This is a genomic window from Paenibacillus tuaregi (assembly GCF_900086655.1).
Classification (GTDB): domain Bacteria; phylum Bacillota; class Bacilli; order Paenibacillales; family Paenibacillaceae; genus Fontibacillus; species Fontibacillus tuaregi.
On record NZ_LT575476.1, the window covers coordinates 5457565 to 5472116 of the forward strand.

Annotated in this window: 17 protein-coding genes and 2 pseudogenes; 8 read left to right on the forward strand and 11 right to left on the reverse strand. The window is 46.1% G+C overall.

Annotation, left to right across the window (positions count from 1 at the left end; translation table 11 throughout):
• Window positions 1–20 precede the first annotated feature (20 nt).
• Together BN6628_RS24615 and BN6628_RS24620 are read right to left on the reverse strand one after the other, a co-directional pair.
• Window positions 21–611: a response regulator transcription factor gene (locus BN6628_RS24615; protein ID WP_068621516.1), complete on the reverse strand. Its 591-nt coding sequence runs from the start codon at window positions 609–611 to the stop codon at window positions 21–23.
• Window positions 583–1824: a sensor histidine kinase gene (locus BN6628_RS24620; protein ID WP_068621518.1), complete on the reverse strand. Its 1242-nt coding sequence runs from the start codon at window positions 1822–1824 to the stop codon at window positions 583–585. The genes BN6628_RS24615 and BN6628_RS24620 overlap by 29 nt, the downstream gene beginning before the upstream one ends.
• Window positions 1825–2014: 190 nt before the next feature.
• Between BN6628_RS24620 and BN6628_RS27010 the strand changes: the two genes are divergently transcribed.
• Window positions 2015–2164 carry a recombinase family protein gene (locus BN6628_RS27010; protein WP_392397653.1) on the forward strand — a complete coding sequence of 50 codons (150 nt, stop codon included), beginning with the start codon at window positions 2015–2017 and terminating at the stop codon, window positions 2162–2164.
• Window positions 2165–2444: 280 nt separating this feature from the next.
• On the opposite strand, the gene BN6628_RS24625 is transcribed toward BN6628_RS27010, so the two are convergent.
• From BN6628_RS24625 to BN6628_RS24645, 4 genes are all read right to left on the reverse strand, one after another.
• Window positions 2445–2834 (reverse strand): carboxymuconolactone decarboxylase family protein, encoded by a 390-nt coding sequence (locus BN6628_RS24625; protein WP_010499740.1) that lies wholly within the window; start codon window positions 2832–2834, stop codon window positions 2445–2447.
• A complete protein-coding gene (locus BN6628_RS24630; protein ID WP_068621519.1) occupies window positions 2831–3040 on the reverse strand; it encodes a YgaP family membrane protein in 210 nt (69 codons plus the stop codon). The genes BN6628_RS24625 and BN6628_RS24630 overlap by 4 nt, the downstream gene beginning before the upstream one ends.
• A 73-nt stretch (window positions 3041–3113) precedes the next feature.
• Complete coding sequence (locus BN6628_RS24635; protein WP_068621521.1) at window positions 3114–3788, reverse strand: Crp/Fnr family transcriptional regulator; 675 nt, start codon at window positions 3786–3788, stop codon at window positions 3114–3116.
• A 451-nt stretch (window positions 3789–4239) separates the two neighbouring features.
• Window positions 4240–4674, reverse strand: coding sequence for an Lrp/AsnC family transcriptional regulator (locus BN6628_RS24645; RefSeq protein WP_082927162.1), 435 nt, complete (start codon window positions 4672–4674; stop codon window positions 4240–4242).
• A 169-nt stretch (window positions 4675–4843) separates the two neighbouring features.
• Between BN6628_RS24645 and BN6628_RS24650 the strand changes: the two genes are divergently transcribed.
• Window positions 4844–5308: a VOC family protein gene (locus tag BN6628_RS24650; RefSeq protein ID WP_068621525.1), complete on the forward strand. Its 465-nt coding sequence runs from the start codon at window positions 4844–4846 to the stop codon at window positions 5306–5308.
• Window positions 5309–5400: 92 nt separating this feature from the next.
• Here the strand turns inward: BN6628_RS24650 and BN6628_RS24655 are convergent, their stop codons facing one another.
• Window positions 5401–6345, reverse strand: coding sequence for an MBL fold metallo-hydrolase (locus tag BN6628_RS24655; RefSeq protein ID WP_068621527.1), 945 nt, complete (start codon window positions 6343–6345; stop codon window positions 5401–5403).
• Window positions 6346–6531: 186 nt separating this feature from the next.
• On the opposite strand from BN6628_RS24655, the gene BN6628_RS24660 reads away from it, so the two are divergent.
• Together BN6628_RS24660 and BN6628_RS26490 are read left to right on the forward strand one after the other, a co-directional pair.
• Window positions 6532–6945, forward strand: a complete 414-nt coding sequence (locus BN6628_RS24660; RefSeq protein ID WP_068621528.1) for a MerR family transcriptional regulator — start codon at window positions 6532–6534, stop codon at window positions 6943–6945.
• A gap of 286 nt (window positions 6946–7231) precedes the next feature.
• A complete protein-coding gene (locus tag BN6628_RS26490; protein ID WP_068621530.1) occupies window positions 7232–7897 on the forward strand; it encodes a hypothetical protein in 666 nt (221 codons plus the stop codon).
• A 1006-nt stretch (window positions 7898–8903) separates the two neighbouring features.
• Here the strand turns inward: BN6628_RS26490 and BN6628_RS24675 are convergent.
• Window positions 8904–9830, reverse strand: a complete 927-nt coding sequence (locus BN6628_RS24675; RefSeq protein ID WP_068621534.1) for an alpha/beta hydrolase — start codon at window positions 9828–9830, stop codon at window positions 8904–8906.
• 170 nt (window positions 9831–10000) lie between these two features.
• Here BN6628_RS24675 and BN6628_RS24680 point away from each other — a divergent pair, with 170 nt between their 5' ends.
• A complete protein-coding gene (locus BN6628_RS24680) occupies window positions 10001–10309 on the forward strand; it encodes a winged helix-turn-helix transcriptional regulator (protein WP_068621535.1) in 309 nt (102 codons plus the stop codon).
• A 164-nt stretch (window positions 10310–10473) separates the two neighbouring features.
• On the opposite strand, the pseudogene BN6628_RS27040 reads toward BN6628_RS24680, so the two are convergent.
• Window positions 10474–10644 (reverse strand): annotated as a pseudogene (locus BN6628_RS27040) (IS4 family transposase); the annotation flags it as partial.
• Between the two features lie 211 nt (window positions 10645–10855).
• Window positions 10856–11449: a TetR/AcrR family transcriptional regulator gene (locus BN6628_RS24685; protein WP_068621537.1), complete on the reverse strand. Its 594-nt coding sequence runs from the start codon at window positions 11447–11449 to the stop codon at window positions 10856–10858.
• Between the two features lie 147 nt (window positions 11450–11596).
• Here BN6628_RS24685 and BN6628_RS24690 point away from each other — a divergent pair, with 147 nt between their 5' ends.
• The 3 genes and pseudogenes from BN6628_RS24690 (at window position 11597) to BN6628_RS24700 (ending at window position 13510) form a co-directional block, all read left to right on the forward strand.
• A complete protein-coding gene (locus BN6628_RS24690) occupies window positions 11597–12727 on the forward strand; it encodes an amidohydrolase family protein (RefSeq protein ID WP_082927051.1) in 1131 nt (376 codons plus the stop codon).
• 87 nt (window positions 12728–12814) lie between these two features.
• Complete coding sequence (locus tag BN6628_RS24695; RefSeq protein WP_187386153.1) at window positions 12815–12982, forward strand: MerR family transcriptional regulator; 168 nt, start codon at window positions 12815–12817, stop codon at window positions 12980–12982.
• A pseudogene (locus BN6628_RS24700) lies at window positions 12979–13510 on the forward strand (SDR family NAD(P)-dependent oxidoreductase). Before BN6628_RS24695 ends, BN6628_RS24700 begins: the two are co-directional and overlap by 4 nt.
• A gap of 163 nt (window positions 13511–13673) precedes the next feature.
• Here the strand turns inward: BN6628_RS24700 and BN6628_RS24705 are convergent.
• Window positions 13674–14552: an SDR family oxidoreductase gene (locus BN6628_RS24705; RefSeq protein WP_068621538.1), complete on the reverse strand. Its 879-nt coding sequence runs from the start codon at window positions 14550–14552 to the stop codon at window positions 13674–13676.

The window sequence follows — 14552 nt, forward strand, 5'->3', positions numbered from 1 at the left end:
GATTGTTGAGAGCTTATCGACTATGGAATGATCTTCAATTCCTTGGCGCGCTGCAGCGCTCTTACGCGGTTATTGACGTCCAACTTCCGGAAGACGTTCTTCAAGTGAGACTTAACCGTCTCCGGAGTGATGTGCAAAATCTCCGCAATTTGCTTATTGGATAATCCTTCGGCCATGTATTGAACGATTCGTGTCTCCTGTCCGGTCAGCAGACCGGTTGCATCCGGCTCCACCCCGGAAGCATAATCGCGATACTTTTCCTTGATCTTCTCCCACGTTCGGGCAAGCCGTTGTTCCGTTACTGGCTTCATTAAGTAATCTAATGCATTCACTTCAAAGGCTTGTACCGCATAATCGTCATAGCCCGTAACGAATATGACGGATAGGAAGGGATCGCGCTCTAGCAATAAACGGGACAAAGACATCCCGTCAACATCCGGCATGGAGATATCGAGGAACGCCACCTGAAAGGGGTTGGTCCGCGCATACTCATACGCCTCGCGTGGGGTTAGGAATGCGCCGCATATCTCGAGTTCCTTGAATTCGGCAAGCATATACTTCAGCCGTCGCACCGACAAAGATTCATCGTCTACGATTATGGACCTGATCATCCATCTTCCTCCTGTCTGGCAGATAGGGAAGCTCGAAAGACACTTTCGTTCCGATCCCGATCGTGCTGTTGACTTGCAAGCTTGCATCGTACAGCAGCTTGATTCGCCGCGATATATTCCTGAGCCCTATCCCACTAGGCCCCGCTCCCGAATCAAGGACTTTTTGCCGCTTCGCCACGCTCATTCCGCACCCGTTATCCTCGACAGCGAACTGAAGCTTATCGTCGTGCTCCAGAATCGAGATTGTGACGGTACCGCCTCTTTCGTTAGACATCAGACCGTGCTTGATCGCATTCTCGACCAACGGCTGCAAGACAAGCGGAGGAATGAGGTGATTCGGATTGGCATCGATGTTGTACTCGATGGCTAATCTGTCGCCGAAGCGTACCTTTTCGATATTAAGGTAAGCCTTGGTCAATTCTAATTCGCTCTCCAATGTCGTGAAAGTGTCCATTTGCTTGAAGTTGAGCCCGATTCTGAAATATTGAGCTAAGTCTAGCGTAAGCTTCTCCGCCTGCCTAGCGTCCTCCACGCAGAGGGCGGCTATCGAATTCAAGGCATTGTATAGAAAATGCGGCTGAATCTGCGAACGTAAAAAAGCGATCTCTGCATCTTTGGCTTCGGCCACTCGCTGCTGATTTTTCACTAGCGTCTCCTTAATGACCTCATTCATTGCAACGAAGATCAGCACTACGGCTATCATAACCAAGGTATACAGAAGCATAGCGCCTAAGAATGTTTCGGATAAGCCGATGAAGATAGCCATAGACAGAAAGCTGCAAACGCAATAGCTAACCGTAAGACCTGTCGCTATCCACAGCCTCCGGCTCTTATTGCCTTGCAGGAATCGGGACTGGAAGAATATGAATATGGGGATGCACATGAATACCGCCAGCGTCGTCGCATAGAAACCGTCATCTATCCCAAGGTAGGAGCGATAAATCAGAATAAGCAAGGATAGAAACATCGTCGTCTCGAACCCGCCGTAGAACGTCCCCAGAAGCAGCGGAACGATACGGATGTCGATGGTTAATTGGTCGGTAATTTGGACGGGAAAGCTCATACACAACACAAGCGCTACTCCGAATAAAACAGCCTGCATCAGCCTGAAATACTTAAATCTCCCGAAGCCGATCAAATAAATGAGCTGGAAGGCAAAAATCAACGTAACGACGAACGCTACTTGCAACAATAAGTCTTCAAGGATATTCATGATAACAGACCCATGTCCTTCCTACCATTCTATTAGGACCATTGTAAATAATTTCTGGCTCTTTTGTCTATTGGGGGACCGTCTCGATTACGAAGGAGCAATTGATAAGGTTCAGCGGCCAAGTCCACTGAGGATCGCCGACGCATTGCGAACTGCTGGAAACGCTAAGAACGGAGGCTTCCAGTAAGTCGTGTGCCTGCGGCTGAATCGGCTCTCCCGGAAGCCCAGCGACCTGCTTCATAACGCCGAGGTGTTCGACAAACAGGGTATCGCTCTACGCAGCCTCACGGAGGACTTCCAACGAACACACCGATGGGCAAATTCACGCTGGGATGCTTAAGCCGTTAAATCATATTTATTTTTGAGAAGAGGTCCAGAATTGCTCTGGCCCTAAATTAGGGGAGAAAGATATGGCGATATTTAACCCACAGAAATTATCTGTATGACGAAGTTTTGATCCGCAGGCTGATGGGCAAAAAATACTGAAGGTACGGATATTAATTGGATCGTAAAATTGAATTAAAATTTCCTATGAAAATTTCGCCCTACTTGTGATACGGTTCACCGTAACACAGTTACCGGCAAAAAAAGAGGACATCCTTGTGGGGATGCCCTCTTCCTTAGCAGAAGCACTTCGGTGTGTGCTTCGGCTGCACCTCTGTTGACGTTTGCTGCTCCTGAGACATGCCTTCTTCATAGGCAACCAAGGAATGGGTCGCATGACTCAGCACGGCACCCGCACGTGTGCAAGTTGCGACAAGAACCGCTTCGAATATCTCCTCACGTGTTCCGCCAAGGGACTGAAACTTTTTGACGTGCGTGTCAATGCAGTAAGGACAGCCCGTTATATGAGCGACGGCCAACGCAATAAGTTCTTTCGTCCGTAAGGGTATTGCCTTAAGCTCCTCATACACTTGATGCTCAAAGTTTAAGTACGATTGGGTGGCTTCCGGCGCAAGACGAATAAGGTCAGGAATCTTTTTCAAGTTATTGCTATCATAGTAGTTCATTTGTGCTGCGCCCCCTTGCTGCCGCGGTAAGTGCTGATGCCCAGCCACCTGTAGACAATGCAAGTCCCTAAAGCAGCTGTCAGTAAGAGGAACACGCCCAGCAAACCGACATACCGCCAGCTGGAATCAACTTGAAAGAAAACAACAAGCATACCGATACCGAGCAAGACCCGCAAGGATCGATCTAAACCACCAAGATTTCTCATCTCATATCACCTCAATAGAAGTTTGGATTTGAACCCATCTTAGCAGCATTCTGCAGCGTGTTCCGTGACTAAGTCACAAGACCCCGTCCTGAAGAACTTGGGACAGCCCGTCCCGGTCCAAGACTTCTATGTATCCTCTACCCTGGGAAATTAGACGGTTATCCGTTAATACTTTCAGAGCGCGGCTGACGACTTCCCTGGCGGTACCGAGCTCAATCGCAACTTGTTCGTGCGTAATGCGGAGTGTCGCGTGATTCTCCTCGGTGCATCCTAGCAGGAACTGAGCAATTCGATACGTTATCGGCCGGAATGCAACATTGTCGAGCAGGGTCATGACGGACGTAATTCGCTCAACCATTTGGCCAAAAATAAATTGCTTCAGCGGTTGGCAGATTTCAATCCACTTCTTGAAAAGCGGGATCGGTACGAGTAAAAGCTCCGTTTCCACCTCGATCTCCATTGATGCTTCATAAGGGGTATCCCCTAAAATACTAGCCATCATGAGGACACAGTTTTGGCCATCCTGCACGCGATAAAGGGTAATTTCTCTGCCCTGTTCATTAACCTTAAAGATGCGAACCGTGCCGCACAGAACAAAAACTGCATGCTGAAACATATGACCCTCGCGGATGGAAGGGGACATACTTGGCGAGACGGTTCTAATTTCGCACTGCATCCAATACGAGTCAGGAATAGAGGCCAAGCAGGGGAACATTATGGATGCTTTACTTTTAATGGTAGGATGCATAACAGATACCTCCGTATTTTCAAGGTGACTAACAGCAGGTGGCCGCTACCCTCGTTCAGAACTCTACCCTAGAGAATATGCCGATGCTGGGCGTACACTGTCAAAAGGGTCGTTCAGTTCTGGCTTACGCTTCAATTATTCCACCCTTGACAAGAAGCCCAATCGAAATGCCCGAGAATTCATTTTCCATAAGGGTTTGGACCTTCGTGTAAACCTCTTTCAATAAGTGCGGCATTTTACTTCCAACCGGACAAGACGGGTTTGGATCCTCATGGATGATAAAAATCTCAATGATGATCCTTAACCGTTGCGCGATATACCCCCAATAACGTGATATGATCTCCCCTCCGTTAAAGTTTCTCAGCCGAAACCAAAAGTTGCATGGAAATACGGAACTTCTGTAAACTCCCTCAACTTGATAAGCTATCATTCCAGAATAAATTTGGAAGATTTAGAGTAAAACTCTGTGTTCCAATATATTTTTCAAACTGATATGAGACTTTGAGGGACCCAGCTTTAAAAGGGAATCTTGAAATTCGGCAAGTTCCTCAATCGATGCCGTTTGTACCTTGATAAGATAATTGTATTCTCCGCTTATTCGATATAAATCCGTTACTTCCCTAGCCATTTCACAAAAATCAACGATCATCTGGCAATGTTCTGTTTTGACTAGTATAAACGTAGTCATGCCCCGATTCAGATTCCTTAAATTTAATTCTGTGGAATACCCGGAAATTATCTTCTTGTCTTCAAGCTTCAAAATCCTCTCTTTGACTGAAGGTTGGGACATACTGACTTCTTTACTGATTTGAGAGATAGATATTCGTGCATTGTGTTGAAGCAGCTGCAAGATCTTTTTATCCATATCATCGATTAGATGATCCATACCCATCAGTCCCTTGAATTGAATTTTAAAAATTAAGCCATATCCGTTAAAATATCTTATATTTAATAACCATCCTATCATTATATCCTCATATAACATATGTAATCCAACAAGTTAGTAGCTGTATACTATAAACAACATTCAAAATATACACAAGGAGAAATCAAGAATGAGCATAAACGGCCTTTCACATGTGGCGATCCAAGCCAAAAACTATAAAGCTACCATTACATTTTATATTGAAGTTCTAGGGTTCAAGGTTGGTCATCATTGGTCTCTGCCATCCTTTCAAATCAAAGAAGCCTCCATGCTAGTTTCACCTGACCAAAGAACCTGCATTGAGATCTTTGATAACGACGCTGTCATCCCTGCTCAAGGGAAGAAAGCATCGTCTGAAGAAGATATAACTTACGGAGCGTTATTACATTTAGCCTTCTACGTGAATAATGTGGATGAAATGTATCAAAAAGCCCTTGCTCATGGAGCAAAGGCTTTTATAGAACCGGATTACCTTTCACTTGGCGAACCCCCACTTGTAGTCAAGAATGCTGTCATTCACAGCCCCAACGGAGAAGTTATCGAATTTATTGAAGAGGTTGATTTTGATATGTCTACCAAGACCCCTGCAAATTAAGCTTTATAACGAAAACTTCGTTACTTGTGGTACGGTTCACCGTTTTATTTATAGAGCGAAATGGACATAAGGATATATTCTGACTTGTTGTCTTATCTGTTATTTTGAACAAGCATACTGTTAAAGAGCCAGCGTAAATTCCATCTGAAATACTGTGGCAAATGCCAATCCTCATAGCCTTGTAATACCCCTTGTTCCAACCAGTAAGACTCTGATTTCCCGCTTGTTACAGCTTTAGTTACATAAGCAATCATTTTCTCCAAAAAGTTTAAGACATCCATGATTCGATCCGAGTTAGACACATCGCCATGTCCCGGAACGATCGTATTGATCTTAAGGTCTTTTTGAATGCGTTTAAGAATGCGTATCCAAGCGTATGGATTGCCATATAGCATCACTGGAATCGTCTTCGTCGTTATTAAATCACCGGCGATCAAAGTTTGCTCTTCCGGAACGTATACTACAGCATCACTTAAAGAATGACCGCCTCCGTAAGATAAAACTTCTATTGTTCGCTTTGATCCTTGAATAACGAGCTTATCTTCAAAAGTTATTGTGGGTATCACTCTGCTGAGAAAAGGGATGGCATCATACAGGGTCCGCTGTACGGAAAGATCATAATCGATTTCGGTTAGCATATGATTGTCTCTTTGTTGTGAACGTAAATGATCTAGGCTGGTTATTAACTTTTGAATGTTTTGTTGCATATGACCAATATTCACTTCGCCCATATCAGATAGCAACTCTCTTGTCCAAACGGTAGATATAAATTCGCTACTCATAAATTCCTGATTGCCGTTGACATGATCTCCATGAAAATGTGTATTCACGACATATTTAACCGGTTTGTTTGTTAATTGTTCAGCAGTATGACGTAACAAAGCACCGGATTGCGGCAGGTTGGTTGTATCCACTACAACTGTTTTATCTCCCAGATCAATAATAGCTGCATTCCCTAGAGAACCGCTGCCCGGAACCGAAATAGCACCCCAGATCCCTTCCGACGCTTGTTGTATTGTGAAATATTCGTTGTCCATTTTAATACCCCTTTAGTGTTTCCTGTATTTCCGTTAGTAACTTTAACTTACAAGTTAGAGCCAACTAGAAGTCAAGGGGTTTTATAAGGAGCAATTAGGGACGCTTGTAAACATTGACTTTGAGTTAACTGCAAGCTGTATAATAGTTTTCAATATGAGAATATAAAAAAGAGGGGCAGAAATCGGATGCTTACAATCAGTCAAGTGTCAGAAAAAACGGGATTAACTCCTTATACTATACGTTATTATGAGAAAATTGGGGTGCTTCATGAACCCCAGCGTAGAAATGGAGGGGCACGTGTTTACAAAGAAAGCGAGGTTCTATACATTCAATGTCTAAATAAACTAAAAAAATTGGGCTTATCGCTTGAGCAGATTACAGAATTTACTTATGAGGGCTGTGTGGTGGATAAAATTCAACAAGGAGAGGATCTTTCTAATTATACCCCTACCTTAGAAAGACGGATAGAAATCCTTGAGATGCATCTGATGGAATTGGAGTCTAGACGGCAAGAAATTGATGATACTATTTCTCTCACCGAAGAGAAACTTGCCCTATACCGAGAACTTACGAAAGATGTCACAGTAGATACTAGATAATAACGTCTTGATCCGACGTGAACACTGTAGGGGCCTATTGTAGAAAATCAGACAACAAATCATTTGTGGTGAAAATAAAATCAATGCCGTACACATGGAGCATTTCAAATGATTTGTCTCCAGCTTTTTTGGAATACGGTAATTTAAATACATATGACCTTAAGATTATACCTTACCTTATGTGTATTTTTATCAAAATCTTGTAAGGCTTGGAGACAAATGAACATGGTCGTGCAGTTATACCTTTTTAGATTAAACTAAATAAGAAATATGGAGATGAAGCGATATGACAGATTATCCAACTGGCAAGGATATTTTTCGGGAATGTTGTTCCAGGATTGCCGCCGCCTGCGCGCCATGCGGTTTCAAATACAATAAATCCAGAAGAAAGATGATTAAACCACTCGGTCCCTTTACAGCTGAGATACGCTTTTTAAGTCACTCTTCCAATATAGCCGGCATTTACTTGGAGTTTAATACCAATTGCCAAATCATAAATACGCACAGCGGAAAAGTATACTGGGAGATCAGCTTGAGCAGCTTCCGGGACAAAGGCAAGGTATGGAATTTGGCCAAAGAAGCCACCCGAGAGCGGGAACTGGCAGAAATAATCACGTTGATTCAAAATAAGGTCGCTCCATTGATGGACAGGTACGAGACTAATCTTGAGGAGATCCTTGAGGAGGTCATCCAGAATGGATGGTTTTTGCCGAAGGCGTATCCAACGGAATTCTATGTGCTTGACGTTCTAGACCTGGTGGTTGATTTCGGCTCACCTGAACAAATACGTGAATGCGCGCATCGATACATCCGCCACTTACCGGAGGAAATGCAGAAAACCTTCGAGAACGATTATAATGCATATCAACGGGATGGACAGGCTGCAAGCACAATAGCATTTCGTAAATTAATCCCTATTATGACCGAGCGCAACATTTCACTACCACTATAAAATGAAAGGATACCGGCTAGCGCAATCCACGGCTCATGCCGATCCTGAATGCGATCACTTCTCACTTGCTGAAGAATCTGAAGCGACTGGATCAGTCGCCAAATTCAGCAGGCTTTGAAACAATTGTTTTTTGACAATAGTCATTCGTAACGCATAATGCCTCAAACAGACGTTTATTAAAGATCTCGATGCCAGGAAACGGCAGTTTTCGCCCTACTTATGATAGGTTCACCGTAACATTGATAAAGCGAAATTATTCAGGGCATCCAAAAATGGTTGCCCCTATGAGAGTCCTTAGCGAGAAGGTACGATTTCGTTACGGTGACAGACGCTAAGTTAGCAGAGTCTGTTCGCTTCATCAACCATCATTCCAGTAAGTGTCCAAACTGGAAGTCTCCTTGCGAAGCCTTCATGAGCGAGCTTTCTTGGTCTCGACTTCTAATAAGAATGGAGGCGATTAATCCTATTCCTAACAAAAGCGCTAATGATTCAAAAGCTATTAGATAACTGCTTCTTTTCAAAATACCAATCGTTACAATCGACCCGAGAGTTGCACCAAGAAATAAAATAAACGAGTACAGTGAAATCGCAGCCCCCCTTGCAGTTCCTGCTAATTGTCCGACCAGTGAGATTAGCTTATAAACGGTTATGGAGATGCCCGCCACAAAACAACACTCATCACGATAAGGAAGACCAAATTAGAGCTAACTCCCAAAATACCGGCACTTCGTACATACAGGGACACTATTCTTGGGGATAAAAAGGGTTACTAATATTGCGGTGATTAGATAAAGCGCTCCGAGGAGATAGAACACATAGTTCCAACCTAAGTTCTCGCTAACTATGCACATAGTGATATATAGGCTGGATATAACCACTAAACCGCACCAGAAAAGTATTGCCGTTATAAGGGATACCTTCTTTCTGATCCTCCATGATTCAATTCCACAACTGCTTCTTTCATTAGTAAGAACCTTCTTTACCAGCTCGGATTCCTCATCTCCTACTAAGCATGTAGAACCTTCCGCAGTGCGCTTATCGCATGCTCCTCAGCATTTCTTCCTTGTTCATATGCGCCTGTTTGGAGGATGAAGCCATGGACCATGCCAGCATAGCGCTTCGCTTCTACTGGAACCCCGGCTGCTTTCAATTTCTCAGCGTAAGCTTCCCCATCATCACGCAAAGGATCAAATTCGGCAGTGAGAACGAGTGCTGGCGGCAGACCACTAAGACTGGGAGACAATAACGGTGAAGCGTATGGGTTCTGTCCATCCTCTTCTTTCGCCAAGTAGTGGTTCCAAAACCATCGCATGGTGTTCGTTGTTAGACCGTATCCTTCTGCATTTTCTCTATATGAATCCGTATCGAACGAGTAATGGGTAACCGGATTGACCAACAGCTGAAACTTGACGGATGGGAAGCCTCTGTCCCGAGCCATTAATGACACAACCGCGGCAAGGTTTCCACCTGCGCTATCTCCACCAACCGCAATCCGATTCGGATCCGCACCAAGAGCAGCGGCATGTTCTGCAACCCACACCACTGCTGCGTGGGAATCCTCAGTTGCAGCGGGGAATTTATGCTCCGGTGCCAAACGGTAATCTACAGAGACCACAATACTGTTCACACCATTAGCCAGCCTTCGGCACAACACGTCAGCTGCATCAAGATTCCCAACCACCCAACCTCCACCATGATAATAAACGATAACCGGCAAAGGTGCTTCCCTTCGAGGAGTATAAATCCGAACCGGAATGCAGTCGCTAGGACCCGGGATTTTTTGATTTTCAATCCTCCAAACTTCTTCCGGCTGTGCAGCCATCCCGTTTAAATTGATTTTTCTCGCATCCTCCACGGATAAAGTATGCAGAGGCGGAACACCCAACTGCTTCATTTTTTCTAATACCATTTGAACCTGAGAATCGAGCGGCATAAGAATCTCCTCCCTATTGTGTCATGATTAATCTGGCTTTAATGAATTACAGGTGACAGTAACTACACCTTTCTTGATGTAGTATACTTACTAAGTATGGAACACATAAGTACGCACTTTTTCGTGACATAGTACCCAATTCGAAACTGTAAGGATAGGATGTGTTGTACATGAGTGGATGTCCTGTGGAGGCAACACTGTCCGTGATCGGGGGCAAGTGGAAGATTGTTATTCTTTGGCGTCTGGCACGAGGTACCATGCGGTTTAACGAACTCCTACGTGCAATTTCACCCATTACCCGCAAGATGTTAACGGAACAACTACGAGAGTTGGAAAGTGATAACTTGATCGTAAGAACGGTCTACCCCGTAGTTCCACCGAAAGTCGAGTACTCACTCAGTGACTACGGCAGGACTTTTATCCCTGTTATGCAATCGATGGCACAGTGGGGGTTAGCTCATCTTGAACGTAATGGTTGATTAATTAGTGGAGCTTTGGTAATGCCATTCAGTAACAGCTGATGTTGTGTCCGTACTTTAAATTCAATCAGCCCCCATCTAACGACGGGGGCTTACGACTGGGGAGATACGGTGTCTTTACCTGGAAAAGCCTCGCCCTTCTTGCTTTCTAGCAACCGAAACTAGTTCTTCTGATGGAACAGCAGCCTGAACACAAGGCGAAACAAGTAAACACAGGTAAAACCGAATTTATTTTCGAATCCTGGACTACTCAAGTGTTTCAGTACATTTAGTTCATGAAATGCAGACTTTACTTCGTTTGGCGGTTGATCGAATGATGGTTGTTGGGCTATCATGTTGGGAGACACCTCTTCGGTCTGGTAGTGATTGCTCGTCACTCTCACTTTACCAAACGAAGCGGTGTCTTTCTTTGTTGTCAAGATAACGATTATCGATGGCTTAGTTCCATACTGTGCCAGCGTTTAGGCTGGTTTAAGCTGCAAAAGTTGAATTTAGAAAAATGAAATACAGATTGAGCACTGTTATTTCTATCATTCGTCCCCGAAATTACGCTTCCAGCAGTCGATAAACGGTGTCCACATCCGGAAAATAATCGCGGATTGGCTGGCCGAAGAGATGTAGGCTTGCGGCTAGTCCCTGCAAAGTGGAGAGGTACAAAACGCAGAGTCGGTTCGGGTCTCCATTGCGAATCTTTTTCTCCTGCTGACCCGCTACAATCAGTTGACACAATCCCTGCTGTAAGTAGTTGCCCATTTCCGCTAAAGCTTCCTTCGTTTGTCCAGGTAACGCTTGCGCTTGCGAGATCAACCGATGTCGCTGCGAACAAGCCTGAATGTCGTCCAACATGAGCCGGGTCAGATCGTGCAACCGCTCGGCGGCCGATTTATCCGTATCGGCCAGTATATCGTGCATCGGCCGGATCAGTGAATGAACAGCCTTTTCCACCAGAACGGCAAAAATCTCCTCTTTACTCGAAAAATAGCGGTACAGAAGCCCTTGGCTCATTCCCGCCGCTTCCGCAAGCTCACCGATCTTGATCGCAGCAATGCCCTTTTCGGCAAAAATTGCCGCGGCGACCCGCAAAATCCGTTCTCGGCGTTCATCGCGGATCTGTTGATTCACCTCTTGCTTTCTAGGCATAAAAAAAGCTCTCCTTCCGGTAAATAATATTCATTCGTAAAAGAATATCAGCCTGCATATGCTCTGTCAACCGACTCGTTCACTCCTCGAAGCCTGGCATTTTCGACTAAACAGTTCTCTTGACAAAAAAAGTAAAGGGATATATTATTGAATAAATTTTATTCATTGAATGGAGTGATGACGATGTCCATTACGGCTATTACTAATGTCCGTGTTTTTGACGGAAGCCAGCTGTCCTCTCCTACCACTGTAACGATGCAAGACGGTCTGATTGTATGGCCCAAACTCGAAACTGGGTCTATCGATCAAACCGTGGATGGCGGCGGTCATACCCTGATTCCCGGATTGATCGATGCACATATCCATCTATCCGAAGATACCGGAGTATTAAAAAACGCCGCCCACTGGGGAATCACAACCTTGCTTGATATGGCCACCACCGATCCTCGTCTGGTCGACAGCCAGCGCAACCTGAACGGCCTGCCTGATATACGCAGCCCCTATCATCCGGCTTCGGCGGCGGGCGGCCCTTCTGTTTTGCGGATGGGCTTTCCAGAAACGTCGATCGTCGCCCGTCCCGAGGATGCCGAAGCGTTTGTTGAGCGGCAGGTCTCATTCGGTGCGGACTATATTAAGCTTATTCTTGAAGATCCAGCGCTCAACCCCGATACCGCGCTGACGCCAGCTGCCGCCGCCGCGATCATCCGCGCCGCGCATCGGCGCGATCTGCGAACATTCGCCCATGCGCCGAATGCGGGGTCTTTCAAGATCGGCATCGAAGCCGGCGTGGATGTGCTGACTCATGTCCCGCTGGACGGTCCGCTTCCGGAAGCGCTGGCGCAAACGATGGCGGAACGCGGCATTGTCTCCGTCCCGACCGTGCTGATGATGAAAGGTATTGTGGACAAGTTCAAAGGGATGAATCCTAACTTGTCCTATTTCCCCGTCGACGAAACACTTCGTACTTTGATCCGATCAGGCGTTCCCATCGCCGCCGGCACGGATGCCAACGACAATCCACTTGCTCCGCACCAGTTGGCACACGGCCTGTCGCTGCACAGAGAATTGGAAGAATACGTTGCGGCGGGCATGACGCCGACTAAGGCGCTTCAAAGCGCAACGAGAACGTCTGCGGCTCTGCTTGGCTTCGAAGACCGCGGCGTTATCGAGCCCGGTCGCCGAGCCGATCTGGTTCTGATTAATGGCGATCCGACTAAGGATATTCGAGCAACCCAGAATATTGAAGCCGTGTGGATCGAAGGCGTACGGGTCAGGTAAGCGGAGAAGCACCCATAATAACCCGGAAGTGTGGAGTGGCCATTTTCGTTAGGAGATTCGGCATTAAAGGATTCTCACCGCCAGTATATGGATTGGATCGTAGAAGGAGAAGCCACTATTGAACGCCGGCTTGACATGATGAAGAAACATAAGCAAAGAGTGCTGGATGAAATTGCATTGCTGACCGAAAACCTACCGAATATTGATGCTAAAATTGATCGCTATATCAAACATTGGAAGGAGGTACAACCGTGAAGCTTCTAGAAAATACAATTCTGATTACCGGGGGAGGCTCCGGATCGGGCTCGCTTTTGCGAAAAGATTTATCAAAGCCGGAAATCGAGTCATAGTTTGCGGTCGACGCGAAAATGTACTGCAACAGGCAAAAGGGGAAACTCCCCATCTCATCACTCATGTGTGCGATTTGGATCTGGAATCCGATTGGCTTTTACACCGTTTGCAATTGCTCCCATGTATTCGGCAACCAAAGCTGCACTCCATTCATTCACCATAAGCCTAAGGCACCAACTTTCCGAGACAGCTGTCGAAGTGATTGAAGTTGCCCCTACTGCGGTAAATACAAGCTTAGGAGGGACAGGGCTGCATACGCATGGAGAACCCCTAGATGCCTTCGCGGATGGGATTTTCAACGATTTAGCTGAGGGTAAAATAGAAATCGGGTATGGTACTTCCGTGGCCCGCTTACGTATGTCCCGAGACGAAATCGACGAATACGCGAAAAACAAAGCTCGCCGCAGTGACGGCGAGCTTTGTTCTTGCTGAAAAAATGTCTGAAAACTTGCCATTACTTGTGATACGGTTAACCGCAACGGGGTATCGTCGAAAAAGGATCGAGAATAGTAAATAGACAAAGACTGCCGACACTTTGTCGACAGTCTGGAGCACCAATTGAACGAAGGAAACCCTCTTAGCATTTTTCATGCAATCAACCTTGCTGATGAATAATCGACTCTTTCAGGACCTCTCTAAAACTTTTCGGAGACCGGCCGATCAAATGAGCCAGAGCAAGATCGACTTGAGCGAAATCACCCTGACGGCTAGCTAGAAACATCCCCATCCGCATATTTATACTCGCTTCCGGCACACCCTGAGACATCATGCGCTCCCTAAACTCTTCGTCTGACACAATAGTTCGACGGATATTCCGCCCCAAGACTTCGGATGCAATTGTCGCAATTCCCTCCATGTCAATGGCTTCGGGTCCCGTTAGATTGGGGGTCATACCATACCATTTCTGCTCACTTATGATCGTCGCTGCAGCTTCGGCTAAGTCGGAGTGGGCAGTCCAGGCAACTGGACCGTCCACTGGAGCGATCAATTCCCCTGTCCTTATTGCTCCATCGATCATCATTAGTGCCATTGAGGCGTAATAGCCATTACGGAGCGACGTGAAGGCAACTCCTGAATCCTCCAGTAGATTTTCGGTGGCCGCATGGTGAATCATGGGGGCGAAGTGTGATGTTGGGGAAGAACCCATATGACTTGTGTATAGCACCCGACTAGCCCCTGCCTTCTTTGCCGTGTCAATCGCGGTTTGATGCTGCTGAATACCATGCGGGATTTCAGCTTCGCCCATAATGCCGGACGAAACGATGAGAACCTGCGACGCCCCCTCAAAGGCATGGTGCAGAGTCCTGGCATCGTCAAAGTCACCCCGACGGACACGAACTCCACATTCCCGAAGCTCTTGTGCCTGATTCGGTTCACGGACGCTGACACCGATCTGCTCGGCAGGAACACGCTTAAGTAACTGCTCTACCACGGCCCGCCCCAATTTCCCGTTAGCTCCGGTAACGATAATCAT